At 56.9% G+C, this 24,911-nt stretch carries 30 protein-coding genes; 17 read left to right on the top strand and 13 right to left on the bottom strand.

Annotated features, from left to right (window positions below; all coding sequences use genetic code 11):
* Positions 1-117: 117 nt before the first annotated feature.
* A complete protein-coding gene (mnmE, locus tag ACIQWS_RS13375) occupies positions 118-1,452 on the bottom strand; it encodes a tRNA uridine-5-carboxymethylaminomethyl(34) synthesis GTPase MnmE (RefSeq protein ID WP_403179837.1) in 1,335 nt (444 codons plus the stop codon).
* 74 nt (positions 1,453-1,526) lie between these two features.
* Here mnmE and ACIQWS_RS13370 point away from each other — a divergent pair, with 74 nt between their 5' ends.
* On the top strand, positions 1,527-3,536 hold the full coding sequence (locus ACIQWS_RS13370) for a thioredoxin domain-containing protein (protein ID WP_403179834.1): 2,010 nt from the start codon (positions 1,527-1,529) through the stop codon (positions 3,534-3,536).
* A gap of 5 nt (positions 3,537-3,541) precedes the next feature.
* Here the strand turns inward: ACIQWS_RS13370 and rho are convergent, their stop codons facing one another.
* From rho to hemE, 3 genes are all read right to left on the bottom strand, one after another.
* Complete coding sequence (rho, locus tag ACIQWS_RS13365; RefSeq protein WP_091879370.1) at positions 3,542-4,807, bottom strand: transcription termination factor Rho; 1,266 nt, start codon at positions 4,805-4,807, stop codon at positions 3,542-3,544.
* Between the two features lie 197 nt (positions 4,808-5,004).
* Positions 5,005-5,496 carry a protoporphyrinogen oxidase HemJ gene (gene hemJ / locus ACIQWS_RS13360; RefSeq protein WP_403179832.1) on the bottom strand — a complete coding sequence of 164 codons (492 nt, stop codon included), beginning with the start codon at positions 5,494-5,496 and terminating at the stop codon, positions 5,005-5,007.
* Between the two features lie 72 nt (positions 5,497-5,568).
* Complete coding sequence (hemE, locus tag ACIQWS_RS13355; protein ID WP_346305571.1) at positions 5,569-6,600, bottom strand: uroporphyrinogen decarboxylase; 1,032 nt, start codon at positions 6,598-6,600, stop codon at positions 5,569-5,571.
* Positions 6,601-7,013: 413 nt separating this feature from the next.
* Here hemE and ACIQWS_RS13350 point away from each other — a divergent pair, with 413 nt between their 5' ends.
* The 5 genes from ACIQWS_RS13350 to dnaQ all read left to right on the top strand — a co-directional run bounded on the left by ACIQWS_RS13350 (position 7,014) and on the right by dnaQ (position 10,664).
* A complete protein-coding gene (locus ACIQWS_RS13350) occupies positions 7,014-7,835 on the top strand; it encodes a pyruvate, water dikinase regulatory protein (protein WP_223613946.1) in 822 nt (273 codons plus the stop codon).
* Positions 7,836-7,863: 28 nt separating this feature from the next.
* Positions 7,864-8,457: a Maf-like protein gene (locus tag ACIQWS_RS13345; RefSeq protein WP_403179827.1), complete on the top strand. Its 594-nt coding sequence runs from the start codon at positions 7,864-7,866 to the stop codon at positions 8,455-8,457.
* Positions 8,450-9,295 (top strand): shikimate dehydrogenase, encoded by an 846-nt coding sequence (locus tag ACIQWS_RS13340; protein ID WP_403179822.1) that lies wholly within the window; start codon positions 8,450-8,452, stop codon positions 9,293-9,295. The genes ACIQWS_RS13345 and ACIQWS_RS13340 overlap by 8 nt, the downstream gene beginning before the upstream one ends.
* On the top strand, positions 9,292-9,876 hold the full coding sequence (gene coaE, locus ACIQWS_RS13335; protein WP_403179819.1) for a dephospho-CoA kinase: 585 nt from the start codon (positions 9,292-9,294) through the stop codon (positions 9,874-9,876). The genes ACIQWS_RS13340 and coaE overlap by 4 nt, the downstream gene beginning before the upstream one ends.
* A gap of 80 nt (positions 9,877-9,956) precedes the next feature.
* Positions 9,957-10,664: a DNA polymerase III subunit epsilon gene (dnaQ, locus tag ACIQWS_RS13330; RefSeq protein ID WP_403179816.1), complete on the top strand. Its 708-nt coding sequence runs from the start codon at positions 9,957-9,959 to the stop codon at positions 10,662-10,664.
* A gap of 64 nt (positions 10,665-10,728) precedes the next feature.
* On the opposite strand, the gene secB is transcribed toward dnaQ, so the two are convergent.
* Positions 10,729-11,235, bottom strand: coding sequence for a protein-export chaperone SecB (gene secB / locus ACIQWS_RS13325; protein ID WP_223613951.1), 507 nt, complete (start codon positions 11,233-11,235; stop codon positions 10,729-10,731).
* Positions 11,236-11,351: 116 nt separating this feature from the next.
* Positions 11,352-11,831, bottom strand: coding sequence for an FxsA family protein (locus ACIQWS_RS13320; protein WP_403179812.1), 480 nt, complete (start codon positions 11,829-11,831; stop codon positions 11,352-11,354).
* A 188-nt stretch (positions 11,832-12,019) separates the two neighbouring features.
* Here ACIQWS_RS13320 and ACIQWS_RS13315 point away from each other — a divergent pair, with 188 nt between their 5' ends.
* The 4 genes from ACIQWS_RS13315 to ACIQWS_RS13300 are packed head-to-tail and all read left to right on the top strand — an operon-like array spanning position 12,020 to position 14,768.
* A complete protein-coding gene (locus tag ACIQWS_RS13315; protein WP_288191894.1) occupies positions 12,020-12,721 on the top strand; it encodes a Tim44/TimA family putative adaptor protein in 702 nt (233 codons plus the stop codon).
* A 24-nt stretch (positions 12,722-12,745) separates the two neighbouring features.
* Positions 12,746-13,846: a murein transglycosylase A gene (locus ACIQWS_RS13310; RefSeq protein ID WP_403179808.1), complete on the top strand. Its 1,101-nt coding sequence runs from the start codon at positions 12,746-12,748 to the stop codon at positions 13,844-13,846.
* Positions 13,843-14,400, top strand: a complete 558-nt coding sequence (locus tag ACIQWS_RS13305) for a Smr/MutS family protein (protein ID WP_403179803.1) — start codon at positions 13,843-13,845, stop codon at positions 14,398-14,400. Before ACIQWS_RS13310 ends, ACIQWS_RS13305 begins: the two co-directional genes overlap by 4 nt.
* A complete protein-coding gene (locus ACIQWS_RS13300) occupies positions 14,397-14,768 on the top strand; it encodes a helix-turn-helix domain-containing protein (protein ID WP_288191891.1) in 372 nt (123 codons plus the stop codon). The genes ACIQWS_RS13305 and ACIQWS_RS13300 overlap by 4 nt, the downstream gene beginning before the upstream one ends.
* A 3-nt stretch (positions 14,769-14,771) precedes the next feature.
* Here the strand turns inward: ACIQWS_RS13300 and ACIQWS_RS13295 are convergent, their stop codons facing one another.
* From ACIQWS_RS13295 to hslV, 4 genes are all read right to left on the bottom strand, one after another.
* Positions 14,772-15,740, bottom strand: coding sequence for a DUF1402 family protein (locus tag ACIQWS_RS13295; RefSeq protein WP_346305562.1), 969 nt, complete (start codon positions 15,738-15,740; stop codon positions 14,772-14,774).
* Between the two features lie 175 nt (positions 15,741-15,915).
* On the bottom strand, positions 15,916-17,223 hold the full coding sequence (gene hslU, locus ACIQWS_RS13290; RefSeq protein ID WP_403179798.1) for an ATP-dependent protease ATPase subunit HslU: 1,308 nt from the start codon (positions 17,221-17,223) through the stop codon (positions 15,916-15,918).
* Positions 17,223-17,738, bottom strand: a complete 516-nt coding sequence (locus tag ACIQWS_RS13285; RefSeq protein WP_403179794.1) for a GNAT family N-acetyltransferase — start codon at positions 17,736-17,738, stop codon at positions 17,223-17,225. Before ACIQWS_RS13285 ends, hslU begins: the two co-directional genes overlap by 1 nt.
* Positions 17,728-18,282, bottom strand: a complete 555-nt coding sequence (gene hslV / locus ACIQWS_RS13280; protein ID WP_105734132.1) for an ATP-dependent protease subunit HslV — start codon at positions 18,280-18,282, stop codon at positions 17,728-17,730. Before hslV ends, ACIQWS_RS13285 begins: the two co-directional genes overlap by 11 nt.
* A gap of 204 nt (positions 18,283-18,486) precedes the next feature.
* Between hslV and hisB the strand changes: the two genes are divergently transcribed.
* Genes hisB through coaA form a run of 7 tightly spaced genes read left to right on the top strand, consistent with a single transcriptional unit; the run spans position 18,487 to position 23,132 of the window.
* Complete coding sequence (hisB, locus tag ACIQWS_RS13275; protein WP_403179788.1) at positions 18,487-19,095, top strand: imidazoleglycerol-phosphate dehydratase HisB; 609 nt, start codon at positions 18,487-18,489, stop codon at positions 19,093-19,095.
* A 16-nt stretch (positions 19,096-19,111) separates the two neighbouring features.
* The gene (locus ACIQWS_RS13270; RefSeq protein ID WP_403179785.1) at positions 19,112-19,606 is read left to right on the top strand and encodes a DUF2628 domain-containing protein; all 495 of its coding nucleotides are present in this window, start codon (positions 19,112-19,114) and stop codon (positions 19,604-19,606) included.
* Between the two features lie 2 nt (positions 19,607-19,608).
* On the top strand, positions 19,609-20,259 hold the full coding sequence (hisH, locus tag ACIQWS_RS13265) for an imidazole glycerol phosphate synthase subunit HisH (protein WP_346305557.1): 651 nt from the start codon (positions 19,609-19,611) through the stop codon (positions 20,257-20,259).
* Positions 20,256-20,999, top strand: a complete 744-nt coding sequence (gene hisA, locus ACIQWS_RS13260) for a 1-(5-phosphoribosyl)-5-[(5-phosphoribosylamino)methylideneamino]imidazole-4-carboxamide isomerase (protein WP_403179779.1) — start codon at positions 20,256-20,258, stop codon at positions 20,997-20,999. Before hisH ends, hisA begins: the two co-directional genes overlap by 4 nt.
* Complete coding sequence (gene hisF / locus ACIQWS_RS13255) at positions 20,996-21,799, top strand: imidazole glycerol phosphate synthase subunit HisF (RefSeq protein ID WP_346305555.1); 804 nt, start codon at positions 20,996-20,998, stop codon at positions 21,797-21,799. The genes hisA and hisF overlap by 4 nt, the downstream gene beginning before the upstream one ends.
* Positions 21,799-22,122: a phosphoribosyl-ATP diphosphatase gene (locus ACIQWS_RS13250; RefSeq protein WP_223613964.1), complete on the top strand. Its 324-nt coding sequence runs from the start codon at positions 21,799-21,801 to the stop codon at positions 22,120-22,122. The genes hisF and ACIQWS_RS13250 overlap by 1 nt, the downstream gene beginning before the upstream one ends.
* 53 nt (positions 22,123-22,175) lie before the next feature.
* A complete protein-coding gene (gene coaA, locus ACIQWS_RS13245) occupies positions 22,176-23,132 on the top strand; it encodes a type I pantothenate kinase (protein WP_105734125.1) in 957 nt (318 codons plus the stop codon).
* Here the strand turns inward: coaA and ACIQWS_RS13240 are convergent.
* The 3 genes from ACIQWS_RS13240 to arfB form a co-directional block, all read right to left on the bottom strand.
* Positions 23,119-23,733, bottom strand: coding sequence for an alpha-ketoglutarate-dependent dioxygenase AlkB family protein (locus tag ACIQWS_RS13240; protein ID WP_403179772.1), 615 nt, complete (start codon positions 23,731-23,733; stop codon positions 23,119-23,121). The two genes, coaA and ACIQWS_RS13240, sit on opposite strands and share 14 nt — an antisense overlap.
* A 74-nt stretch (positions 23,734-23,807) precedes the next feature.
* Positions 23,808-24,266 (bottom strand): peptidoglycan-binding protein LysM, encoded by a 459-nt coding sequence (lysM, locus tag ACIQWS_RS13235; protein WP_346305553.1) that lies wholly within the window; start codon positions 24,264-24,266, stop codon positions 23,808-23,810.
* A gap of 109 nt (positions 24,267-24,375) precedes the next feature.
* The gene (gene arfB, locus ACIQWS_RS13230; protein WP_392082891.1) at positions 24,376-24,813 is read right to left on the bottom strand and encodes an alternative ribosome rescue aminoacyl-tRNA hydrolase ArfB; all 438 of its coding nucleotides are present in this window, start codon (positions 24,811-24,813) and stop codon (positions 24,376-24,378) included.
* Positions 24,814-24,911: the final 98 nt, after the last annotated feature.

The following is a 24,911-nucleotide window of genomic DNA, read 5'->3' as shown; positions in this document are numbered from 1 at the left end:
TCAGTGTCTTGATGAGCAAATCAACGTCCTGAGTCAAGTGTGAGTCAAAGAACAATGTTTCACGTGAAACAATTCGCGCGCGCAAATTGCCGTTATAGTTTCAATGTTTCACGTGAATCATTTGCCTATACAGAACTGTGAGAATACCACATCGAGAATATCCTCGACATCCACGTCTCCAGTAATCCGGCCCAATGCATGGGAGGCCCGACGTAGATACTCAGCCCGAACTTCCAGCGGCGCGGCTACGTCAGCCACAGCGTGATTGATTTCACGGCTCGTTTGGGTGAGCAACTCCATATGACGGCGGCGAGTCGGAAGCGGATCCGAGAGATTCCCAGCTGCAGATTCGGCCCTGGATCTCAAAGCTGCTATCAGATCATTCAAGCCCTCGCCCGACCGGATCGAAACGTTCAGATCATTGCTTTCGGATTTCGTTCTCTCGGCAACGTCCAGCTTCGTTCCAATTCGCAGCGTATCGATAGCATCCAGCTCGACAAATGGTGCTGGTAGCGGGCTCGCCATATCCGTCAGCAACAGTACCAAATCTGCCGTGTGCGCGCGGTCAAGTGCCCGTTCGATGCCGATCTGTTCCACCTTACCCTCGGTTTCCCTGAGACCCGCCGTATCGGTGATAAGGACGGGCAAGCCTCCCAGATCAAGTTTGATTTCAATCAGGTCGCGTGTCGTTCCCGGTTCATCGGAGACAATCGCCACATCGGTTCCCGCCAAGGCATTCAGCAGGCTCGATTTGCCGGCGTTCGGCGCACCAACAATCACCACACGGAAGCCATCGCGCACGATTGCGCCGCGTTTTCCATCCGCCACATGTTGCTCAATCTTCTCCGCGAGATCGCGCATCGATACCCAGACTTGATCCGATACGGAACCGGGGACGTCGGATTCGTCGGCAAAATCGAGTTCCGCTTCAATCAAGGCGCGCGCGCGGATCATCTCGGTTCGCCAGGATGAGTAGAGCTGAACTTGCGAACCCGATGCGATCTGCAATGCCAGGCGACGCTGAGCATCGGTCTCAGCGGCGATCAGATCCGCGAGTCCTTCAGCCACCGTCAGATCGAATTTTCCGTTGGCAAAGGCGCGCCGCGTGAACTCACCGGGTTCGGCCAAGCGGCAATTGTCAAAGGTATAGAGAAGCGAAATCATTGCATCGACAACAGCACGGCCGCCGTGCAGGTGAAACTCGCCGCAATCTTCGCCGGTAAAGCTATGGGGATTGGAGAAAAACAACACGAGCCCCCGATCAACGGGACTACTTAGCGCATCGCGAAACGTACGCAGCTCGGCCTGACGTGGCTTAGGAAGGTTACCGCAGATTGTTTCGATAACGAATCGAGTCTTCGATCCGGACATGCGGATCACGGCGACACCAGATGGGAGCCGCCCACTGGACAGGGCAAAAATAGTCTCGCTGAAATTCTGGTTCTGTTTCATTTGCATTTATCCACGGCTACACTGGATGTCTTGATAACCCTCAAGCCGGCATTCGGGAAGAGCGGAGTAATCCAATGTATCAGCAAGCCAATCTGCTCGGGAACGAGTCCAGCCCGTATCTTCGTCAGCATGCCGGCAACCCGGTGCATTGGCGGCCATGGGGAAAGCTTGCGCTTGCGGAGGCACAGGAAACGGGCAAGCCCATTCTGCTGTCCGTTGGTTACGCTGCCTGTCACTGGTGTCATGTCATGGCGCACGAATGCTTTGAAGATGGCGACGTTGCTGACCTGATGAATGCCCACTACGTCAATATCAAGGTGGACAGGGAAGAACGGCCGGATATCGATCAGATATACATGGCAGCTCTTGGCGCGATGGGAGAGCAGGGGGGCTGGCCGCTGACGATGTTTCTCACACCGGAGGCAAAGCCGTTTTGGGGAGGAACCTATTTTCCCAAAAACTCACGCTATGGCCGGCCTGGTTTTGTCGACGTGTTGCAGTCGATCGACAGGGTATGGCGCGAAGACCGCGCGCGCGTCGTCCAGAACGTCGATGCCTTGACCAGCCACATCAGCGCCCGTCTTGACGCCCAGGCGGGTCCGGCAGCGCTGGACAAACATATATTTGATCAGTTTTCCGCCAATATATCCGGCATGATCGACATGCAGAAAGGCGGCTTGACCGGCGCTCCGAAATTCCCGAATGCGCCTTTCATGGATGCACTCTGGCTTTCCTGGCTGCGCACCGGCAATACCCAGCACAGGGATGCCTTTCTCAGGAGCCTGCAAATGATGCTGCAAGGCGGCATCTACGATCATCTCGGCGGCGGACTGTCCCGGTATTCCGTCGATGATCGCTGGCTTGTTCCGCACTTTGAAAAGATGCTTTACGACAATGCCCAGTTCATCCGTCACGCCACTTATGCCTATGCAGAAACCAAAGATGAATTGTTCCGCCTGCGAATCGAAGAAACTGTCGGTTGGCTAGAGCGCGAAATGCTGGCGAACGGCCAACGCTTTGCCTCGAGCTTGGATGCCGACAGCGAGGGTGAAGAGGGCCGGTTCTACGTTTGGTCTGATGATGAAATTCCGGCGACGCCGGATTTCGATATCTTTCGCACGGTTTACGATGTCCGCCCAGAGGGAAACTGGGAAGGCAAAACCATTCTCAATCGCCTGACCTCGCCCGGCTCATCAGATGCGGACACCGAGGCACATTTGGCAAAGGCCAGACAGATACTTTTCAACCGCCGCGAAGGCCGGGTCCACCCCCATCGCGACGACAAATCGCTCACTGACTGGAACGGGCTGATGATCCGTGCGCTCGCGGAGGCGGCGCGGTTATTCCAGCGCAAGGATTGGCTGGATCTGGCATTGGGCGCTTATCGTTCCATATCCGAATCGATGGTTGATGGGCGTCTGCCGCATTCCGTTCTGGAACAGTCGCGCCTCTTTCCCGGTCTGTCATCGGATTATGCATCGATGATCAATGCCGCCATTTCCCTCTATGAAGTGACGCAGGACAAAGCGTTTCTCGATGACGCGGCTCTTTGGCTCCAGTCTCTTGATCGCTGGCATCTCACGGAAGGTGGCAATCATGCCCTCAGCGCGATCGACAGCACCGATGTCATCATCCGCGTGCGCGGTGATCAGGATGAGGCCATACCGAGTGCCACCGGGCAGATCATCGAAGCCATTTCGCGTCTGGCGACAGCAACATCGGACTACGCATTGCAGCGGCGGGTCGAGGAACTTGCTGAAAACGCGCTCGGTCGTGTGCTTGAACAGCGCTATGGCCAGGCTGGTGTTCTCAATAGCGCCAGCCTGCTGCTGGAACCGATGAAGCTCGTCCTGGTCACTGCGGACAAAGGCCATCCGCTCCTGCAGCTTGCAAACGATTATCCAGACCCGCGCCGTACCGATATCTGGATGGATTTTGGAGAAAACACCACAATCGAACTGGTGCCCGGCAGCGGAGCAATCACTATAAAAAAACCCGCGGCCTATCTCTGCCGCGGGTTGGTGTGTCTGGCGCCTGTGGAAACGGCCGAGGCGCTGGCAGCGCTACTCAAACCGCAATCCTAGGACTGTTACGTATTCATCGAATCGAAGAATTCGCCATTGGTCTTGGTCTGCTTCAGCTTGTCGATGAGGAACTCGATCGCATCTGTCGTGCCCATCGGGGCCAGAATACGGCGCAGGACAAAGATCTTCTGCAGATCCTGACGCGGGACCAGCAGGTCTTCCTTGCGCGTGCCGGATTTCAGAATATCCATGGACGGGAAGATGCGCTTGTCGGCAACCTTACGGTCGAGCACGATTTCCGAATTGCCCGTACCCTTGAATTCTTCAAAGATAACTTCGTCCATGCGGCTGCCCGTATCGATAAGCGCCGTCGCAATGATCGTCAGTGATCCGCCTTCCTCGATATTACGTGCCGCACCGAAGAAACGCTTGGGGCGCTGAAGCGCGTTGGCGTCGACACCACCGGTCAGAACCTTGCCGGATGATGGCACCACGGTGTTGTAGGCGCGGCCAAGGCGCGTAATGGAATCGAGCAGGATGACCACATCGCGGCCATGTTCAACCAGGCGCTTCGCCTTCTCGATGACCATTTCAGCCACCTGAACGTGGCGGGACGCCGGTTCGTCAAACGTGGAAGAGACCACTTCGCCCTTCACGGAACGCTGCATATCCGTGACTTCTTCCGGACGTTCATCGATCAGAAGAACGATCAGATAGCATTCGGGATGATTGGCAGTGATGGAATGGGCAATGTTCTGGAGGAGAACGGTTTTACCGGTACGGGGCGGAGCGACGATGAGACCGCGCTGGCCTTTACCGAGGGGTGCCACCAGATCGATAACGCGGGCCGACAAATCCTTGGTGGTTGGATTTTCCAGCTCCATCTTGAAACGCTCATTCGGATAGAGCGGTGTCAGATTGTCGAAGTGGATCTTGTGACGGATTTTTTCCGGGTCTTCGAAGTTGATGGTGTTGACCTTGAGAAGGGCGAAATAGCGCTCACCTTCCTTGGGCCCACGGATCGGACCTTCGACGGTATCACCGGTTTTCAGCGAAAACCGCCGGATCTGCGATGGGGAGATATAGATGTCGTCGGGGCCTGGGAGATAGTTTGCATTGGCAGAACGCATGAAGCCGAAGCCATCCTGCAATATCTCGACCACGCCTTCGCCGATAATTTCGACATCCTGGGAGGCCAGTTTCTTCAAGATCGCAAACATCAGTTCCTGTTTGCGCATGACACTGGCGTTTTCGACTTCCAGTGTTTCAGCAAACGCCAGAAGATCAACCGGCGTCTTGTTCTTGAGTTCTTGTAGTTTCATTTCCTGCATGTGTGCGGAACTCTTAATCTTATAGGTTTGAAATGGGGAAGGGAAATGACGATGCCGGAATGCAGTGCCATGTATGAATGGCTGAAGATCGCTATGGCGGTATTTCCAGAGAAGAGCCCCTATCTAGCCAATCATGACTGCAAGGGCAAGGGGTTTCATGAGTGGTATTGATATCAGGCAGAAAATAAAATGATGAGTCAAAATGGCTTTATGATGACCATGATCACGATAATGATCATCAGAACCGTCGGCACTTCATTCATCATCCGCCAGAAACGGGCAGGCTTTGCGTTTCTATCCTCGGCGAACATGCGGACAGCCTTGGAAAAGTAACCGTGAATGCCGGAAAGGATCAGGACGGCCAGGAATTTCACATGAAACCAACCGTCCATATAGGCAACCGTTCGCCACGCGAGCCAAAGCCCGGCGGCCCATGTCACCATCATAGCCGGATTGATGATGGCCTTGAGCAACCGGCGCTCCATCACCTTGAACGTTTCCGATTGGACGGACCCTTTTTCGGCGGCACAATGATAGATGAACAGCCGCGGTAGATAGAGCATTCCGGCCATCCAGGAAATGACGGCAATCACATGCAATGCCTTCACCCAGAGATAGGCATTGTCGGGATAGAGATAAACCAGCGTCACAACAACCAACGCAAAAACGACACCGATTGCCTTTGCCATCGATGCTGTCTTGTTTGAATTTTGGACCGGCATCTCGTTGCTGCTCATAATAAATCCCCGGTTTTCAGTGCATCAGTTCCTGGCTCTTGCCTGCCGGACGCGTGCAACCATCTGTTCCACATGGGAGACGGGGGCATCGGGGGTGATGCCATGGCCAAGATTGAAGATCAGCGGGCCATGACCCAGACCGTCAAGAATGGCATCCACGCCTTCATCCAGCGCCCGGCCGCCGGCTACAACACGCAAGGGATCAAGATTGCCCTGAATTGCCCCGCCTCCTTGAAGTGAAGACGCCAGCGACAGCGGCACCGTCCAGTCGAGGCCCAAGGCTGTCACCCCGGTGCGCTCGCGATAGTTCACATAAAGCGCACCAGCACCCTTGGGAAAACCGATGATCGGGACATCCGGGTGGGATGCACGCACCTTTTTAACGATCCTGGCCACGGGAGCGATACAGAACTGCTCGAAGCAGGCTTCATCGAGAACACCAGACCAGGAATCAAAAATCTGTACCGCATCAGCACCGGCATCGATCTGGCGGATCAGATACTCCGCTGAGACATCGGCGAGTTCGTCCAGCAGTTTCTGGAAGGCATCCGGATAGCGGTAGGCGAAGAGGCGGGCCGGCGCCTGGTCCGGTGTTCCATGACCGGCTATCATATAGGTCGCCACAGTCCATGGAGCGCCACAGAAGCCAAGCAGGGTGGTTTCCTGTGGCAGTTGATGCCGAAGCAGCCGAACAGTCTCGTAGACGGGCTCCAGGCGTTCCACAGCCCCATTGGGTTCAAGCCAGAAAATGCCATCCGCATCAATCGGCGTCATCAAAGGGCCTCTGCCCTCTTCAAAGCGCAGATCACGGCCAAGCGCATGCGGCACGACAAGAATGTCCGAAAACAGGATTGCCGCATCAAATCCGAAACGGCGGATCGGCTGCAGCGTCACTTCGACGGCGAGATCGGGCGAATAGCAGAGATCCAGAAAACTTCCGGCGTTCTTCCTGACCTCCCGGTATTCAGGAAGATAGCGTCCAGCCTGGCGCATCATCCAGATGGGAGGCGGAAAAACTGTCTCGCCTCTAAGGACTTTCATCACTTTGCGGACCATTCCGTCTCTCTCCAGCTTTGTCTTACAAAAAAGAAAATTGGATATTTTCTGATTTTCTGATTCTTAGAGTCTGTTTGTATCGGGAATTACCAGATTGCCAACTTTTTCCCACAGGCAACTGGAGCAATGCGAAACAGGGAAAACCATAAAGCAAATTTCAGAAAAAACGGTAATAAAGTAAAATACCGTTCATTATCAGTGTGTTGAATAATATCAATCTGTGGATATCCATGTGGGAGTGCGGGGAACAACGGACGAAGAGTCGCAACAATCCCCAGATCGCAGCTATGCCCGGAAGAGTCATCCACAAGTGGGCTCGCTGTGGATGACTTGCCAATGATTCACATGGCTGCCATTGCTTGTTCAAAACCGGGAGAATTCTCCCCAGTCATCAACAGGGAGTCGAGTTTTCTGTGACAAAGCCAGTCAACTACTTCCATCTTCACATGATTTCTGATGCGACCGGAGAGACTCTCCTGGCGGCGGGTCGCGCAGCCGCGGCGCAATATGTGCATGCGCGCGCCATTGAACACGTCTATCCGCTCATTCGCACGGAAAAGCAGATCAAAAAGGTGCTTGAAGGTATCGATGCAGAACCTGGCATTGTCCTTTACACCATCGTGGATAAACGGCTGGCGGCAATGATCGATGAAAGCTGCGCGACGATTGGCGTTCCCTGCGTGTCCGTTCTTGAACCGGTCCTCAGCATATTCCAGTCCTATCTCGGTGCTCCGGCGGGAAGGCGGGTTGGGGCGCAGCATGTGCTCAATGCGGAATATTTCCGCCGCATCGATGCGCTGAATTTTACCATGGAGCATGATGACGGCCAGCTGCCGCTCGACATCGAAGAAGCCGATGTCATTCTGATCGGCATTTCACGGACGTCGAAAACCCCGACAAGCATTTATCTCGCCAATCGCGGCATCAAGACCGCCAATGTGCCCATCGTTCCCGGTGTGCCCATTGCCGATGTGATTATCAATGCAGAACGGCCGCTGATTGTTGGCCTGATTGCCTCGGCAGAGCGGATCTCACAGGTGCGCCAGCATCGCATTCTCGGGGCAACCCCGGGCTTTGACACGGATCACTATCTTGACCGGGCCAATATTATTGAAGAGCTTTCCTATGCGCGGCAGATTTGCCATCGCTATAATTGGCCTATGATAGACGTCTCACGCCGCTCTATTGAAGAAACGGCGGCGGCGGTTCTCGCCCTGCGTTCCCAAGGGCGATAGCCGCATTATTAATCAGAGAAGAAGACAAATGCAGATTATTCTTGCTTCCAAAAGTCCATTCCGCGCGACGCTCCTGAAAAACGCCGGCATCGCTTTTACCGCACAGTCGGCCAATATCGATGAGCGGGCGGTGGAAGCGCCTCTCTATAAGAGCGGAGCAACGACGGAGGACATCGCGCTTGTTCTGGCTGAAGCAAAGGCGCTTGATGTCAGTGAGCGTAACCCGGACGCATTGGTGATCGGTTCGGATCAAACCCTGTCCTTGGGCGACGAGGTTTTGCACAAGCCTGCCGATATGGAGGCCGCGCGCAGGCAACTGCTCAGGCTTTCCGGTAGGACTCATCACCTGAACAGCGCGATTGTTCTGGTCAAGAGCGGGCAGACGCTGTGGCGGCACGTTTCGGTGGCGCGCATGACATTGCGCGATCTCGATCCGGCTTTCATTGGACGGCACCTGGCACGGGTTGGAACCGTCGCGCTGCAAAGTGTTGGCGCCTACCAGTATGAAGGCGAAGGCGTGCAGCTGTTCGAGAAGGTGGATGGGGATTATTTTACCATTGTCGGCCTCCCACTGTTGCCGTTGCTGAATGAACTGCGCCGGGAGGGTGCGATCGATGGCTGATCATCCCAGCGCTTTCGTAACGGGTTATCCAATCCGTCATTCACGCTCGCCGCTCATCCACGGTTACTGGCTCAGGCAATTCGGATTGGACGGCTCCTATCGGGCGGTCGAGGTTGCACCAGACGCGTTTGCGGCCTTTATCAGCACATTGCATGACAATGGGTTTGTCGGCGGCAACGTCACCATCCCGCATAAGGAAGTGGCTTTTTCCCTGTGCGGGAAGCGCGATTCTGCCGCCGAAGAAATCGGAGCGGTGAACACGCTCTGGTTCGAAAATAGCATTCTGCATGGTGGCAATACGGATGCTTACGGGTTCTTGGCAAATCTGGATTCGCTAAGCCCCGGCTGGAGTGAGCGCAAGAACGCTTTGGTGCTGGGTGCGGGCGGGGCAAGCCGGGCGGTGATCTTTGCGTTGAAGCAGCGCGGTTTCACCGACATCAGGATCGTCAATCGAACCATGGAGCGGGCCCAGGAACTGGCAGACCGGTTTGGAATTTCCGGGGGTGCCCATGGGTGGGACGCCGTGCCGGAATTGCTGAAGGGCGCGTCACTGGTTGTAAACACCACATCGCTCGGCATGTCGGGTAAAGACGAGATGGTGATAGACCTGACCGAGGCTGATTCGGATGCGCTGGTGACCGACATTGTCTATGTGCCGTTGGAAACGCCGCTTTTGCGCGCAGCGCGCTTGCGCGGTCTCGAAACCGCCGATGGACTGGGCATGTTGCTGCACCAGGCCGTACCGGGCTTTGAGCACTGGTTCGGCAAACGGCCGGATGTAACGGCAGAGCTGCGAAACCTCATTCTGGCCGATATGGCGGCAGGGAAAGCAAAATGATCGTGCTGGGTCTCACCGGATCGATCGGCATGGGTAAATCGACAGCCGCGCAAATGTTCATGGATGCGGGCGTTCCGGTCTATTCCGCCGATGAAACGGTTCACCGACTATATTCCGGCGCGGCAGCTCCTTTGATTGAAGCAGCTTTTCCCGGAACGACGGAAAACGGCGTGGTGGATCGCGCCAGGCTCTCGGCGGCGGTCATTGGCAATCCCAAGGCACTTCGGAAGCTTGAATCGATTATCCACCCCATGGTTCGTTCCGAAGAGAACGCTTTCCGCGATAGCGCTCAATCCCAAGGTGCGAAGCTTGCCGTGATCGATATTCCGCTGCTGTTCGAGACCGGTGGCGATAAGCGGGTGGATAAGATCCTTGTTGTCAGCGCACCGGCAGAGGTGCAGAAAAGGCGGGTATTGGCCAGGGCCGACATGACTCCCGAAAAACTCGAAGCAATTCTTGAGCGCCAGACTCCCGACGCCGAGAAACGCGCCCGTGCCGATTTTATCGTCAACACGGACCAGACATTCGATGCGACGCGGGCCGAGATCAACGAGATAATCCGGATTCTCACGGATTCCTGACAGGCGGAAAGCGGGGAAACCGCTGCTCCGGCCTTGCGCTGGCCGGTCAATTCATGAAATTTGGGTCAAAGGACGATTCCATGCGCGAGATCATATTCGATACGGAAACAACAGGGCTCGACCGGCTGGATGATCGCATCATCGAAATTGGCGGTGTGGAACTGGTCAATCGTTTCCCGACTGGCAACACATTTCATGTTTTCATCAATCCGGATGGCAAACAGGTCCACCCGGATGCGCTGGCCGTTCACGGCATCAGCAATGACCGCCTGAAGGATGAGCCGGTCTTTGCCGGCATCGTCGACGGTTTTCTCGAATTCATCGACGGGGCGAAGCTGATCGCCCACAACGCCACATTCGATATGGGCTTCATCAATGCCGAGCTGAACCGCCTGGGGCACCCCCCCATCAGCAATGACCGGGTTATCGATACGCTGGCACTCGCGCGCCGCAAACATCCGATGGGCCCAAATTCCCTGGATGCCCTGTGCCGTCGTTACGGCATCGACAACAGTCACCGCACGATGCACGGCGCGTTGCTCGATTCGCAGTTGCTGGCAGAAGTATATATCGAACTGATCGGCGGAAAACAGGCGGCCCTCGGCCTGACCGTTGCCGAACAGTCCGACAACAAGCAATCCGCCGATACGGAAACGGTTGTTGTCATTGCGCGCCGCGCGGTACCGCTGCCATCCCGCCTCACCGATTCGGAAAAGCAGGCGCACGACAAGCTGGTCGAGAAGATTGGCGAGAAAGCGATCTGGAACGAACGGATAGCAGCACGGTAAAAATCGCGGCAACAAAAAAACCCGGGTCGAACCCGGGTTTTTGTTATCTTGTAGAACCGTTGGCTTAGCTGACCATCGACTTGGCTTGTTCTTCAGCCATGCGCTGCTGGAACATCTGCGCAAAGTCGATCGGGTCGATCATCAGCGGCGGGAAACCGCCATTGCGGGTTGCTTCCGCAATGATCTGACGTGCGAACGGGAAGAGCAGGCGCGGGCATTCGATGAAAAGCAGCGGCAGGAGATGTTCCTGCGGGAAGCCTTCCAGACGGAAAACGCCGCCATAGACGAGTTCCGCGTTGAACAGGACTTCCTTGCCTTCACCGGCACGGGCCGTGAGGGTCAGAACGACATCGAAATCGTTCTCGGCAATCGGATTGGCGTTGACATTCACATTGATGCTGATGCCGGGAGCCTTGTCCCGCGGGCGCAGCGACAGAGGCGCGCCTGGGCTTTCGAAGGACAAATCCTTCACGTACTGAGCAAGAATGTTCAGTGTCTGCTGCTGGACGCTCCCATTGCCATTGGTCGCTTCATTGCCGTTTTCGGCATTTTCATCAGGCTTTTGAGCCATTGTCTGGAAACCTTCTCTCGTTGCGTCCGCTTCGGCGGTTATCGAATGAATGATGGCTGGCTAGCATGAGAGCCCCAGCGAGGCAAGCCGGGACGAACCATCCTCATGCACGCACGCTATTCTTTCGGGCTCCATGGCGAGTGGGGGTCGGATTTCCTGGAATAATCTTCCGGGTCAAGTTCAATGACACGATCAGCGGAGCGAACGGGCCGGGAATGGCCCGTTGCTGCAGGATTGACCACGACCACGCGGCTCCGGACAAAACGCCAGCCAATATCGCGGACGGCGGGTATGAACAAAAGCAGGCCGATAATGTTCGTGATGAAGCCAGGAACGATCAACAGGAACGCGGCAAAGAACAGCATGACGCCGTGCACAAGTTCGCGGCTCGGCGTCCGGCCGGCGGCGGTTTCCGAACGGATTTTCTGCAGGATGCCAAATCCCTGCAGGCGCAACAGAAAAACACCGAGGAACATCGACAGGATGATCAGGCCGAGCGTTGCCAGAACACCGATCTTGCTGCCAACCACAATGAAGCCGGCAATTTCAAGAAATGGCAGTGCAAGCAGGAACAGGGGCACAAGAGAGGATCGCAACTAATTTACCTTTCGAAGGACATATCCGGTTATAATCCATACCCGGCGTCAATTTCATGCCTATATAGGTATGAACATGAGCATTTGTATGATTGCCTTCAGCAATCTATATGTTTTGGTAATTCGACAAAAGCGCAATGGCTGTACAATGAACGGCCGACTGAATTTAGGGATGAATGGCAGGCGACATGGAATATCTGGACTTCGGAACGATTTTCTTCTTCGTGGCAGCAGTGGTGATCTTTTTGCAGCTGCGCAAGGTCCTTGGTCGCCGCACCGGCAACGAGCGTCCGCCATTCAATCCGTATGCATCATCGCGCACAGCCGAGGTCGAAGACAAGGCCAAACCCGGCGATAATGTCGTGTCGCTGCCGCGGCGCGGCGAGCCGAAGGAAAACCAGTTTGAAAAGGTGGATGCGCTGGCGAAACCCGGTACGCCGCTGAACGAAGGCCTTCGCACCATCCAGAACGCCGATCCGGCATTCGATCCGGCGAAGTTTCTTGAAGGCTCGAAGATGGCCTATGAGATGATCGTCATGTCCTTTGCCGATGGTGATCGCAAGACGCTCAAATCGCTCCTGTCCCGCGAAGTATTTGATGGTTTCGTTTCAGCCATCGCCGATCGTGAATCGCGCGGCGAAAAGGTGCAATCCTCGTTCGTCGGCATCAACAAGGCCGACATTACCGGCGCTGAAATGAAGGGCACGGAAGCGCACGTGACAGTGCGCGTCGTCAGCGAGCTGATTTCGGCAACCCTGGACAAGGACGGCAACGTGATCGACGGCGACAAGGAAGCGGTGGCTGAAGTCAAGGATGTCTGGACCTATGCGCGGGATACCCGCTCGAAGGATCCGAACTGGAAACTCGTCGCGACCGAAGCCGAAGATTGATTCTCCTGTCGCGAGCGCCAGACCATGCTTTCCCCTCTCTTCAAACCGGTGGCATTCACCGATTGCCCCGGTTGGGAGAACGACAACCAGCTTGAAGCGTTTCAAGCTTTTGTGCGTTCTGCCCGCAGGGTTCTGGAAAAGCCCTATAAAAGCGGATCTCTGGGCATCACTTTTGAGGCCCTCGCGCCTGTTTTCGCTGATTCACGTGAAACATTGGTCGAAAGTGACGAAGAGGCACGGCGGTTTTTTGAAAAATGGTTCCGGCCGGCACGCCTGGAAAATCCCGAGACGGGACATGGTTTTGTCACGGGTTTCTATGAACCCGAGGTGGTTGCTTCTCCGGTTCGAACGGAACGCTACACGGTTCCCTTTCTCAGCCGCCCGAATGATCTGGTGGATGTGGACGACAGCAATCGGCCTGCGGGTTTTGATCCCTATTTCGCTTTCGCACGGCAAACCCCGATAGGGCTTGCCGAGTATTTTGACCGTGCTGCCATTGAGAGCGGCGCACTCGACGGGCAAAATCTGGAAATAGCCTTTGTCGAAAGTCCGGTCGATGCCTTCTTCATTCATGTTCAGGGCGCCGCCAGGTTGAAGATGACCGACGGTCGCCTGCGCCGCATCACCTACGCGGCGAAGACCGGCCACCGATTTACCGGCGTCGGAAAAATCCTCTTGGATCGCGGTGAAATCCCGCTGGATAAAATGTCGATGCAGGCTATTCGCGCATGGCTCGCCGACAATCCTGATCAGGTTCAAAGCCTGTTGTGGAACAACCAATCCTATATTTTCTTTCGCGAAGCGGCGGTCGACGATGCCGCGCTGGGGCCGATTGCGGCTGCCAAGGTGCCGCTGACGGGCGGACGTTCCCTTGCTGTCGACCGGCTGCTGCATACCTTCGGTACGCCCTTCTATATCTCGGTACCTGCCTTGCAGGCCTTCGGGGGAGAGGGGTTTGCGCGGCTGATGATTGCGCAGGATACCGGGTCCGCCATCGTAGGGCCGGCGCGCGGTGACCTTTTTGCCGGGTCCGGCGACGCGGCAGGCGACATTGCGGGCGGCATTCGCCATGACGCCATTTTTTATGCGCTTGTACCCCGGTCATTGTTGGCGGATCGGGCATGAAGCGGTCCAGGGACGAGTTCACCAACATTGAAGACCGGATTCTCTGGGAGAAAGTCGCAAAATCCACCCGACCCCTGAAGGGGAAGGACAAGATGGAATTTCTGCTCGATGCGGTGCAGGATCAGCCAGCAGTTACGCCATCGGCACCCGAAAAGATCAAATCGAAGGCAATGCCAGCGCCGGCTCCGGCAAAACCGGCGATACCTGCGCATCGGCTGCATCCGATCGACCGTCCGACCCACAAGAAGATATCGCGCGGACGGGTGGTCATCGAAGGCCGGATCGATTTGCACGGATTGACGCAAAGCGAGGCCTATGGCCTGCTTCTCGGCTTCCTCCGCCGCGCACACCAGCGCGAGCTGCGCCACGTGCTTGTCATCACCGGCAAGGGATCGTCCATGGGAAGCGATGGGGTCCTGCGTCAGGCGGTTCCGCTCTGGTTCACCACGCCGCCGTTCCGCGTGCTGGTCAATGGCTATGAAGATGCGGCCCGCAATCATGGCGGGACGGGCGCCATCTATGTCCGCATGCGCCGGTTGCCGGAGGTGCCATGACGCCGTTCGGTGAAAAGCTGCGCCAGCTTAGGGATGAGCGCGGCATCTCCCAGAAAGAAATGGCGAAGGCCATCGGGGTTTCGGCTGCCTATCTCTCGGCGCTGGAGCACGGAAGGCGCGGACAGCCGACATGGGACAAGCTGCAGCGCATCATCCAGTATTTCAACATCATCTGGGACGAGGCCGAGGAATTGCAGCGGCTGGCCATGATCTCGCATCCGCGCATCACGATTGACACCGCCGGCCTGCCGCCAGCATCGACGGAATTGGCCAACCTGGTTGCGGCGCATATTCGCGACCTCAAGGCGGATGTCGTTCAATCCCTGATTGGCGAGATAAAGCGATCCGCCGGCAAGCGGCGGCGTTGACCCTTAAAACAGGGCTTTCAACTGATCGAGCTTGTTGTTGACGAGCCAGCCATAGTAGTTTTCTTCGGGAAGTTGCGGCGGCTGTCCGGCCGCGGCACGGCCTGCATTGGTCTTGGCCAGAGCCCGCGCGCGCGCATCGGCGCCGCCCGTATTGTAGAGCGTCGCGGTGATTCCCGGATTTTTTGAAATATCGAAATCCGCCACCCGCCGGTAGACATCGATGGATTCCCTGATGGTCGCCGCCATGTAGGGAAGGGTGAAGTCCGGGTCCATGATTGTCTTGTAGACATCCGTGGCACGGTCCGCATCCAGCTTCGGCAAACCCGAATAGCGATTGACCATGTCCGTCATCTGCAGTGCCGTCAATGGGCTAAGCTGGCCAAGGCCAAAGGTCTGGCCGGCATAGAAGGGCTGGAAGAACACCGCAGCGAACCGGTTGTCGGGAAAGCGTTTGCCGCCCACCGTCTTGCCACGGAAGTCCGCTTCCCACACACCTTCGCGGCAGGTCCACAGACGCAGGCTGTCCTTGTACTGCGCGCAGGAGGAAAATTGCGGGCGCTTGATGAAGTCGCCAATGCTTTCACCCTGATAATCAAAGCTAAGCCCTTGCTTTACATAGGAAATAGCCTTGACGTAGTAGGTCTGGAGACGGTCGTAAGCATCGACATTATAGGTGTGTTCGCCGACAAGGGCGCCAACGATATGAACCGGATCGATGCCATAGGTCCTGGCAACGCTCGATATCTTCGAACGCAGCTTCGGGTCCGATTTCAGCAGGTTGTAGATTTTCTGATACTTCGCTTCATGCGTTGTATTCAGCTCGCCCGTCCGCTTGATCGAGGCGACGGGAATATTGGGCTGGGTCGCATTGCGATTGCCTTCAGGCACGACGGTTACCGCCGAGGCTGGGTGAAGGGCGGCGGACAGTGAAAGAAGGCAGGTGGTCGCGAAAAGGATCAGATGTCGTTTCATTGTCAGCCCAGAATTTCGATCGAGTCAGATGAACGGTGGCCCGCCCGGGGAGATGCTTAAGCACAACCTCCCTTAACAGGTTCCAGCCGGAGGTGCGCGAAAATAAAAAATGCCCCCTCGGAAGTCGAGGGGGCATCGGTAAATAAGCCCGGAGCGATGCTTATCTGTCACACGGTCAGAGGATGAACCGCGACAGGTCGCTGTTCTTGGCGAGATCGCCGACCGTTTCACGTACATACTTGGCGTCGATGGTATATTCGGCGCCAGCCTTATCAGGGGCGTTGAACGAGATGTCGTCGAGCACGCGCTCCATGACCGTCTGCAGGCGGCGTGCGCCGATGTTCTCGACCGTTGAATTGAGATCAACGGCGATATCGGCCAGTGCGTCGATCGCATCGTCGGTGATATCAAGCTTCACCTCTTCCGTTGCCAGAAGGGCGATGTACTGCTTGAGCAGACTGGCTTCCGGCTCGGTGAGGATCCGGCGCATGTCATCGCGTGTCAGGGCGCTCAGTTCCACGCGGATCGGCAGGCGGCCCTGTAATTCCGGCAGAAGGTCGGATGGCTTGGACACGTGGAAGGCGCCGGATGCGATGAACAAGATATGGTCGGTTTTGATCGGACCGTATTTTGTTGCAACGGTTGTGCCTTCGACGAGCGGCAGCAGATCGCGCTGCACGCCTTCGCGCGACACGCCGGCACCCATGCCGCCATCACGGGCGGCGATCTTGTCGATCTCGTCGAGGAAGACGATGCCGTCATTTTCCGCCGAACGCAGTGCTTCCTGCGTGATCTGATCCTGATCAAGCAGCTTGTCGGACTCGTCATTGATCAGAACGCCGTAGGATTCCTTGACCGTTGTCTTGATGGTCTTGGTGCGTCCGCCCATGGCCTTGCCCAGCATGTCGCTCAAATTGAGCACGCCGATATTGGCGCCTGGCATGCCCGGCAGTTCGAAATTGGGCATGCCCGAACCGGTGTCAGCCACTTCGACTTCGATTTCCTTGTCATCGATCAGACCATCGCGCAGTTTCTTGCGGAACGAATCCCGGGTTGCCGGGCTGGCCGTCTTGCCGACGAGGGCATCGAGAACACGTTCTTCCGCATTGAGGTGGGCTTTCGCCTTGACATCTTCGCGCTTCTTTTCGCGAACGAGGCCAATGGCAACCTCAACGAGATCGCGGATGATCTGTTCAACGTCGCGGCCGACATAACCGACCTCGGTGAATTTGGTGGCTTCCACCTTAATGAACGGCGCCCCGGCCAGACGGGCGAGGCGACGGGAGATTTCCGTCTTGCCGACGCCGGTGGGTCCGATCATCAGAATGTTCTTGGGCATGACTTCTTCGCGCATCTGCCCTTCAAGCTGCTGGCGGCGCCAGCGGTTGCGCAGGGCAATGGCGACGGCACGTTTTGCGTCCTTCTGGCCGATAATGAACCGGTCGAGTTCAGAGACGATTTCGCGGGGAGAAAAGGTTGTCATCATGGTCTCATTTCATCTGGATTGTCCCGTGCCATCATCAGGGCAGGGCCGTAAATGGATGTGCGGGTATCGAAAGGGATAAAACCCGCCTTGGTATAGGCTTTGATCGCGCGCGCATTGGCCGGGTCCGGATCGAGGATCACGCGCGGCACACCTTCTTCGAAGAGCAGGGAAACAAACTCGTCGATCAGGCGCGACCCATGTCCTGCATTGAGCAGATCCGGTTCGCCGATGAACTGATCAAGGCCCAGCGTGCCTGTTGGCTGATCCTGATAGGGATGATCATCTTCCAAATGCGGATCGTAGGTTTGCAGGTAGCCGATAGGCCGTTCATCCAGCATGATGATGAACGGCTCGACGGATATGCTGTCCATATGCGCCGCAATGGCGTTGAACTCTTCCTTGGGATCATTGCCCCACCATTGCGCCACGTGCGGCTCAGCCAGCCAACCTGAAATCAGATCCAGATCGGCCGGCTCCAACGGCCTGAAGCGGTAGGATGGCTCACTCGGCATCGATCGTCTCGAGCGTTACACTCGTATTGGTGAAGATGCAGATATCGGCGGCTATCTCCATGGCCTTACGGGCAATCTCTTCGGCGGTCTTGTCGGTGTCGACAAGCGCACGCGCGGCTGCCAGGGCATAGTTGCCGCCCGAGCCGATGGCCATGATACCGTGCTCCGGTTCAAGCACGTCGCCATTGCCGGTCAGCGCAAGCGTGATGGATTTGTCGGCCACCAGCATCATCGCTTCGAGGCGGCGCAGATAACGATCGGTGCGCCAGTCCTTGGCAAGCTCGACGCAGGCGCGCATCAGCTGGTCGGGATACTGTTCCAGCTTGCTTTCAAGCCGTTCGAGCAGGGTGAAGGCATCGGCGGTGGCGCCGGCAAATCCGGCAATGACATTGCCTTTGCCGATACGGCGCACTTTGCGCGCATTGCCTTTCATGACCGTATTGCCAAGGCTGACCTGGCCGTCGCCTGCGATGACCACTTTGCCGCCCTTGCGGACCGTGACGATCGTGGTGCCATACATGGTGGAGGGGTTGTGTTCTTGCATTCGATTCTCCTTCAAGCAGGTCCGACTATGCCCCAAATGGCAGCAGATCGAACCCCTTCTGTGCAACTTATGTATGATGCCGCTCTGGAATTGCAAATCTGGAGTTGAACCTGCGCCATCAAAGCATTTGGAGATTCGTCAATCCTGATCTAGAAGGCCAGCATTAATGCCGTTTTTGCGAAACCCAGACGACGGGAAACAGGGATGACCAGTGCCAGCATGCGGACTGCAAAAGTAGAGCGGACCACCAAGGAAACCAGTATTGCCGTTTCGGTCGATCTGGATGGAACGGGCTCGTTTGACATTTCCACCGGAGTGGGTTTTTTCGACCATATGCTGGAACAGCTGTCCCGCCATTCGCTGATCGACATGGACATCAAGGCCAAGGGCGATCTGCATATCGATGATCACCACACGGTTGAAGATACTGGCATTGCCATCGGCCAGGCGATTGCCAGGGCGCTTGGCGACCGGCGCGGTATCAATCGCTATGCTTCGCTCGACCTTGCCATGGACGAAACACTGACGCGCGCGGCATTAGACGTCTCCGGCCGCCCTTTCCTGGTCTGGCAGGTGCAGTTTTCCGCTCCGAAGATCGGCACATTCGATACGGAGCTGGTGCGCGAATTTTTCCAGGCGCTGGCGCAGAACGCGGGTATCACATTGCATGTGTCCAATCTCTATGGTGCCAACAACCACCATATCGCCGAAACCTGTTTCAAGGCGGTCGCGCGCACCCTGCGCACGGCTATCGAGGCGGACCCGCGCCAGAAGGGCGTCATCCCTTCAACCAAGGGTTCGTTGAACGGCTGAGAAGAAGGGCTGGGATATGACCAGTTACATTGCTTTGGTACCGCCGTTGCAGGACAACCAGCGGCAAGATGACAAGACCGTCTTCATCCGGGATGGTTTTTCGATAGTTGCTTTCTTTCTACCGGTCCCCTGGCTGTTGTTCAATCGCCTGTGGTTCGAAGCTGCGCTGGTGTTTGCGGCTGTTGCAGCCATCTCCATTGTCGGTTCCTATACGGGGCACGGCAACCTGGCGGAAATCGTCGCAGCGCTGCTTGCCTTGCTGGTGGCATTCGAAGCCAGCAATTGGCGGATAAAGGCCCTTGAACGGCGCGGTTTTGATCAGGCTGCGATCGTCGATGCGCGCTCTGCTGCCGATGCCGAGACGGCCTATTTCCATGGAGAGGCGTTCGCGGCAGACCCTGAGCCGGTTCTGCCGGCAATCGATCTAGCTGTGTCTTCACCCGCCCCCGCGCCGGGAAAGCCGGTTGTCGGTGGCATGCTTGGGCTTGTCGGCTACCGGGGAGATCGTTGACCATGCGTGTTGCCATCATAGATTACGGGTCGGGCAATCTCCGCTCTGCCACGAAAGCGTTTGAACGGGCGGCGCGGGAAAGCGGTATCGCTGCCACCATCGATTTGACCGCCGACGCCGAACGGGTCCGTACCGCCGATCGCATTGTCTTACCGGGGGTTGGCGCCTATGCGGATTGCCGCCGCGGGCTGCATGCGGTGCCGGGCATGCCTGAAGCGATCCATGAGGTTGCGGTGGAGAAGGCACGACCGTTTCTCGGCATTTGCGTCGGCATGCAGCTCATGTCGTCGCGCGGGCTGGAAAAGACCGTCTCTACCGGTTTCGACTGGATCAAGGGCGATGTCCGCGAAATGGTCCCGTCCGATCCTACGCTGAAAATTCCGCAGATCGGCTGGAACACCCTTCGGCTCACCAGGCCGCACCCGCTGTTTGACGGAATCAAGACCGGCTCGGATGGGCTGCATGCCTATTTCGTGCATTCCTATTTTCTCGACGCTGAAATCGAGAATGATGTACTGGCAGTGACCGATTACGGCGGGCCTGTAACGGCCGCCGTTGCCAATGACAATATGGCTGGCACGCAGTTTCATCCGGAAAAGAGCCAGGCTCTTGGGCTCGCTCTCATCGCCAATTTTCTGAGGTGGCAGCCATGATTTTGTTTCCCGCGATTGATCTGAAAGATGGCCAGTGCGTGCGGCTGAAGCTCGGTGATATGGAGCAGGCGACCGTTTACAACGAAGATCCGGCCGCGCAGGCAAAATCCTTTGAAGATCAAGGGTTTGAATGGCTGCACGTGGTTGATCTGAATGGCGCTTTCGCCGGCCAGTCCGTCAATGGTGCGGCAGTCGAATCCATTCTCAAGGCAACGAAAAATCCCGTTCAGCTCGGCGGCGGCATCCGCACCCTGGACCACATCGAAAACTGGCTGGCCAAGGGGCTCTCCCGCGTCATTCTCGGGACGGTCGCGGTGCGCGACCCGGCGCTCGTGATCGAAGCGTGCAAGAGGTTTCCCGGAAAGGTGGCCGTTGGTATCGATGCCAAGGGCGGCAAGGTGGCAGTTGAGGGCTGGGCTGAAGCCTCCACCCTGGGTGTTGTCGAGTTGGCGCGGAAATTCGAAGGGGCAGGGGTCGCGGCAATCATCTACACCGATATTGACCGCGATGGTGTCCTGGCTGGAATAAACTGGGAATCGACGCTGCAACTGGCCGAAGCGGTGTCGATACCGGTGATTGCGTCAGGCGGTCTTGCTTCCATCGCCGATATCGTCCGCATGACCATGCCGGATGCCCGCAAGCTGGAAGGGGCCATTTCCGGCCGGGCTCTGTATGATGGGCGCATCGATCCGCATGAGGCCCTGGCGGTGTTGCGGGAAGCCAGGGAGCGCGCCGCATGACCCTTAAAGCCCGTGTTATTCCCTGTCTCGACGTGAAGGACGGACGTGTCGTCAAAGGCGTGAACTTTGTCGATCTTATCGATGCCGGCGATCCCGTCGAAGCGGCCAGGGCCTATGACGCCGCCGGTGCCGATGAGCTTTGCTTCCTCGACATCACGGCCTCGTCCGACAACCGCGAAACCATCTTTGACGTTGTCGCGCGCACGGCCGAACAGTGCTTCATGCCGCTGACCGTCGGCGGCGGTGTGCGCACGGTTGCCGACATCCGCAAGCTGCTGCTTGCCGGTGCGGACAAGGTCTCGATCAATACCGCAGCGGTGAAGAACCCTGAATTCATCGCCGAGGCTGCGGACAAGTTCGGCAACCAGTGCATTGTCGTGGCAATTGACGCCAAGAAAGTATCGAAGCCGGGTGAGACCGATCGCTGGGAGATTTTCACCCATGGCGGCCGGCAGGCAACAGGCATCGACGCGATTGAGTTTGCCCGCAAGGTGGTCGATCTCGGTGCCGGCGAAATCCTTCTGACATCGATGGATCGCGATGGTTCCAAGATCGGCTACGACATTCCGGTGACCCGGGCTGTCGCCGATGCGGTGCGCGTGCCCGTAATCGCGTCTGGAGGTGTCGGCAATCTCGATCACATGGTCGAAGGCATTCTCGAAGGCCATGCCACCGCCGTGCTCGCCGCATCCATCTTCCATTTTGGTACCTACACGATTGGCGAGGCGAAAGCCCATATGGCCGCGGCCGGCATCCCGATGCGGCTTGACCCCATTCGCCCATTCACCGGAGTTGCGTGATGACAAGCTTCACTCTTGCGGATCTGGAACGGATCGTCGCGCAACGCGCGGCCTCGTCGGATACCAAGTCCTATACCGCCAGCCTCTATGCCAAGGGCATCGGGAAGGCGAGCCAGAAGCTGGGCGAAGAGGCGGTTGAAACCGTTATCGCCGCCGTATCCGGCGACACGCAAGGTGTTGTTTCGGAAAGCGCCGATTTGCTCTATCATCTTCTTGTTGTTCTTGGACTTTCCGGCGTCAGGCTTGATGACGTCCTGGCGGAGCTCGAACGGCGTACGGCACAGACCGGACTTGAAGAAAAAGCCGCCCGTGGCCATGGTTGAGCGCATCCATGTTTAAATCACAGGCGTTTGAACGGCAAAGGGATGGGGACGTCATGGATCAGTTGGCACCCAGCGAATTTTCACCCTACCGGTTTTTCAGCGCGGAGCGCTGGGCGGAGTTTCGTGCCGACACACCGATGACGCTGACCTATGACGAGGTCAAGCGCCTGCGGTCGCTCGGCGACCCCATCGATCTTGACGAGGTGAACCGGATTTACCTCTCGCTGTCGCGGCTTTTGTCGGCCCATGTGGAGGCAAGCCAGCTGTTGTTCTATCAGCGGCGGCAGTTCCTCAACACCGGTGACGCTTTCAAGACGCCGTTCATCATCGGCATTGCCGGATCCGTTGCCGTGGGAAAATCGACGACGGCCCGCATTCTGAAGGAACTGCTTGCCCGCTGGCCCTCGAGCCCCAAGGTCGATCTGGTGACAACGGACGGGTTTCTCTACCCGAACGAGGTTTTGCGCTCAAAGGGCCTGATGGAGCGCAAGGGTTTTCCCGAAAGCTATGATGTCGGCATGCTTTTGCGCTTTCTGTCGCAGATCAAGGCCGGTCAGCGCAATGTCAATGCGCCGCTCTACTCACATCTGACCTATGATGTGCTGCAGGGTAAATACCAAACCGTTGATGCTCCCGACATCCTGATTTTCGAAGGTATCAATGTGCTGCAGGTCCGCGACCTGCCGGAAGACGGCAAGATGGTGCCGTTCGTTTCGGATTTCTTCGACTTCTCGATCTATATCGACGCGGACGAAAATCAGATCCACAAATGGTACATCAACCGTTTCATGCGGTTGCGCGAAACCGCGTTCAAGGATCCCAGCTCCTTCTTCCATCGCTATTCCACGATCTCGGATGATTCGGCTCTCGCCATTGCCGAAAACCTTTGGACCAGCATCAATCTGAAGAACCTGAAGGAAAACATCCTGCCGACCCGGCCGCGCGCTGACCTGATCTTGCGCAAGGGTGGCAATCACCTCATCGAGGAAGTGGCGCTCAGGAAGCTGTGACCCGCCGCAATGTCAGGTTGATCCGGCCCGGGGCTTTCAGCAGCGTCGACGTGCCGGGATAGATCCGGTCAACACCGTGGAAGGCCAGCCGGCCTTCATCTCCCAGCACGATGACATCGCCGCTTTTCAAGCGGATGGATTGGGTCTTCTCGCTGCGTTGCACGCCGCCGAAGCGGAAGAGGCAGCTGTCTCCAAGGGATATGGAGACAACCGGGGCGGAGAAATTCTGCTCATCGCGATCCTGATGCAATCCCATCTTCGCCGTTTCGGCGTAAAAATTCACGAGGCAGGCTTCCGGAGCCAGCGGGTAGTTTCCGACCTTCTCCCAGAGGGTCAGCAGGCGTGACGGAATGGCGGGCCAGGGCTTTTGCGTGACAGGGTGAACGGCCTGATAGCGGTAACCCCGTTCCTTGTCCGTTACCCAACCGAGCGCGCCGCAATTGGTCATCCGCACGCTCATTTCCTTGCCGGTTTTCGGCATGGCAGGAATATAAAGCGGGGCCTCGGCAACGATGGACCTGATTTCGTCCACAAGGGCCGCCTGTTCGGTCAGGTCGAGATAGTCCGGGAAGTAGCGAATGCCGGGCGCAAGCTGGAGCATGACATTACCTGACAGGAGGGAGGCAAAGACCCGGACTTATGGACAAGCCGGGTCTTTGCATGAAACCGGCGCGATCAGTCGATGGACGGAATACGCAGAACCTGGCCGGGATAAATCTTGTCCGGGCTGGTCAGCATGGGTTTGTTGGCTTCGAAGATCGCAGTGTTCTTCACGCCCTTGCCTTTGCCATAGACCGCTTCCGCGATCTTCCACAAATTGTCGCCGCTCTTGACCGTGTAGAAGACGGGATCCTTGGCCACAGAACCGGTGGTTGTGTTGTCAACGGTCAACGCACCCGTGTCGACTTTGGAAATGCCCAGCGAATTGCCAACGGCAATGATGGCCTTCTCCAGAATTTCCTGGTTGGTAACGCTGCCCTTGAGGATAGCCTTGTCACCTTCGATGACGACGTCAACTTTGTCCGTTCCAAGATTGTGCGAATCGAGCTCTTTCTTTAAATCGCCCGCCTGTGGCTCGTCATTGCCGATGCCGACTTTCTTGCCGACTGATTTAACAAAATCGAATAGTCCCATGTCTGGCTCTCCTTGTTGATTGTTCAAACCGACGAATAGCGTTGTTACATTCCCCATCGATCTTGAAAAGCAAAGAATAACGACAGTCGCTCACGTTCTGTTCCTGACCCTAATCTCCTTTGACCCGTCCGCGCATCTTTTTCACATCGGATCGTCCTGCTTTTACTTTGAGACGGCGCTCGACGGATCCTTTTGTCGGCCTGGTTTTCTTGCGTGGCGGCGGTGGCGGTTCTGCCGCTTTGGCGATCAATGCGACCATGCGCTCGCGCGCATCTTCCCGGTTGCGCTCCTGCGTGCGAAAGCGGCTGGCCTCGATAAGCACATCGCCGTCCTTGGTGCCTCTCTGCCCGGCCAGTTTCAGCAGCCGCGCCAGTACATCCTCGGGCAATCCAGCCCGTGCCGCAAAAAAACGCAGCTGCACGGCGGTTGAGACCTTGTTGACGTTCTGGCCGCCGGGACCTGCCGAACGAATAAAACTCTCCTCCAGATCATCCTCATGAATGAAGATCCGGTTGGTGATTTTGATTTGGTTGCGGTTCTCGTCCATGGGGGATTGGTACCCTAATCTTTTCCGGGCGGAAAGGTTCTTTCCAGACATGGAAAAGCAAAAGGCCCCGCAGGTAAACAGCGGGGCCTAGATTGCGC

Origin of the sequence: Phyllobacterium sp. NPDC097923 (assembly GCF_044760925.1) — a bacterium.
Taxonomy (GTDB): domain Bacteria; phylum Pseudomonadota; class Alphaproteobacteria; order Rhizobiales; family Rhizobiaceae; genus Phyllobacterium; species Phyllobacterium calauticae.
The sequence above is the reverse complement of the archived record's forward strand: the minus strand, read 5'-3'. Positions and strand labels throughout refer to the sequence as shown.

Excerpts from the sequence above, each read along its gene's own strand:
- mnmE (WP_403179837.1), bottom strand. The coding sequence starts at position 1,452 with ATGAAACAGAACCAGAATTTCAGCGAGACTATTTTTGCCCTGTCCAGT.
- ACIQWS_RS13370 (WP_403179834.1), top strand. The coding sequence starts at position 1,527 with ATGTATCAGCAAGCCAATCTGCTCGGGAACGAGTCCAGCCCGTATCTT.
- rho (WP_091879370.1), bottom strand. The coding sequence starts at position 4,807 with ATGCAGGAAATGAAACTACAAGAACTCAAGAACAAGACGCCGGTTGAT.
- hemJ (WP_403179832.1), bottom strand. The coding sequence starts at position 5,496 with ATGGCAAAGGCAATCGGTGTCGTTTTTGCGTTGGTTGTTGTGACGCTG.
- hemE (WP_346305571.1), bottom strand. The coding sequence starts at position 6,600 with ATGGTCCGCAAAGTGATGAAAGTCCTTAGAGGCGAGACAGTTTTTCCG.
- ACIQWS_RS13345 (WP_403179827.1), top strand. The coding sequence starts at position 7,864 with ATGCAGATTATTCTTGCTTCCAAAAGTCCATTCCGCGCGACGCTCCTG.
- ACIQWS_RS13340 (WP_403179822.1), top strand. The coding sequence starts at position 8,450 with ATGGCTGATCATCCCAGCGCTTTCGTAACGGGTTATCCAATCCGTCAT.
- coaE (WP_403179819.1), top strand. The coding sequence starts at position 9,292 with ATGATCGTGCTGGGTCTCACCGGATCGATCGGCATGGGTAAATCGACA.
- dnaQ (WP_403179816.1), top strand. The coding sequence starts at position 9,957 with ATGCGCGAGATCATATTCGATACGGAAACAACAGGGCTCGACCGGCTG.
- secB (WP_223613951.1), bottom strand. The coding sequence starts at position 11,235 with ATGGCTCAAAAGCCTGATGAAAATGCCGAAAACGGCAATGAAGCGACC.
- ACIQWS_RS13315 (WP_288191894.1), top strand. The coding sequence starts at position 12,020 with ATGGAATATCTGGACTTCGGAACGATTTTCTTCTTCGTGGCAGCAGTG.
- ACIQWS_RS13310 (WP_403179808.1), top strand. The coding sequence starts at position 12,746 with ATGCTTTCCCCTCTCTTCAAACCGGTGGCATTCACCGATTGCCCCGGT.
- ACIQWS_RS13305 (WP_403179803.1), top strand. The coding sequence starts at position 13,843 with ATGAAGCGGTCCAGGGACGAGTTCACCAACATTGAAGACCGGATTCTC.
- ACIQWS_RS13300 (WP_288191891.1), top strand. The coding sequence starts at position 14,397 with ATGACGCCGTTCGGTGAAAAGCTGCGCCAGCTTAGGGATGAGCGCGGC.
- ACIQWS_RS13295 (WP_346305562.1), bottom strand. The coding sequence starts at position 15,740 with ATGAAACGACATCTGATCCTTTTCGCGACCACCTGCCTTCTTTCACTG.
- hslU (WP_403179798.1), bottom strand. The coding sequence starts at position 17,223 with ATGACAACCTTTTCTCCCCGCGAAATCGTCTCTGAACTCGACCGGTTC.
- ACIQWS_RS13285 (WP_403179794.1), bottom strand. The coding sequence starts at position 17,738 with ATGCCGAGTGAGCCATCCTACCGCTTCAGGCCGTTGGAGCCGGCCGAT.
- hslV (WP_105734132.1), bottom strand. The coding sequence starts at position 18,282 with ATGCAAGAACACAACCCCTCCACCATGTATGGCACCACGATCGTCACG.
- hisB (WP_403179788.1), top strand. The coding sequence starts at position 18,487 with ATGACCAGTGCCAGCATGCGGACTGCAAAAGTAGAGCGGACCACCAAG.
- ACIQWS_RS13270 (WP_403179785.1), top strand. The coding sequence starts at position 19,112 with ATGACCAGTTACATTGCTTTGGTACCGCCGTTGCAGGACAACCAGCGG.
- hisH (WP_346305557.1), top strand. The coding sequence starts at position 19,609 with ATGCGTGTTGCCATCATAGATTACGGGTCGGGCAATCTCCGCTCTGCC.
- hisA (WP_403179779.1), top strand. The coding sequence starts at position 20,256 with ATGATTTTGTTTCCCGCGATTGATCTGAAAGATGGCCAGTGCGTGCGG.
- hisF (WP_346305555.1), top strand. The coding sequence starts at position 20,996 with ATGACCCTTAAAGCCCGTGTTATTCCCTGTCTCGACGTGAAGGACGGA.
- ACIQWS_RS13250 (WP_223613964.1), top strand. The coding sequence starts at position 21,799 with ATGACAAGCTTCACTCTTGCGGATCTGGAACGGATCGTCGCGCAACGC.
- coaA (WP_105734125.1), top strand. The coding sequence starts at position 22,176 with ATGGATCAGTTGGCACCCAGCGAATTTTCACCCTACCGGTTTTTCAGC.
- ACIQWS_RS13240 (WP_403179772.1), bottom strand. The coding sequence starts at position 23,733 with ATGCTCCAGCTTGCGCCCGGCATTCGCTACTTCCCGGACTATCTCGAC.
- lysM (WP_346305553.1), bottom strand. The coding sequence starts at position 24,266 with ATGGGACTATTCGATTTTGTTAAATCAGTCGGCAAGAAAGTCGGCATC.
- arfB (WP_392082891.1), bottom strand. The coding sequence starts at position 24,813 with ATGGACGAGAACCGCAACCAAATCAAAATCACCAACCGGATCTTCATT.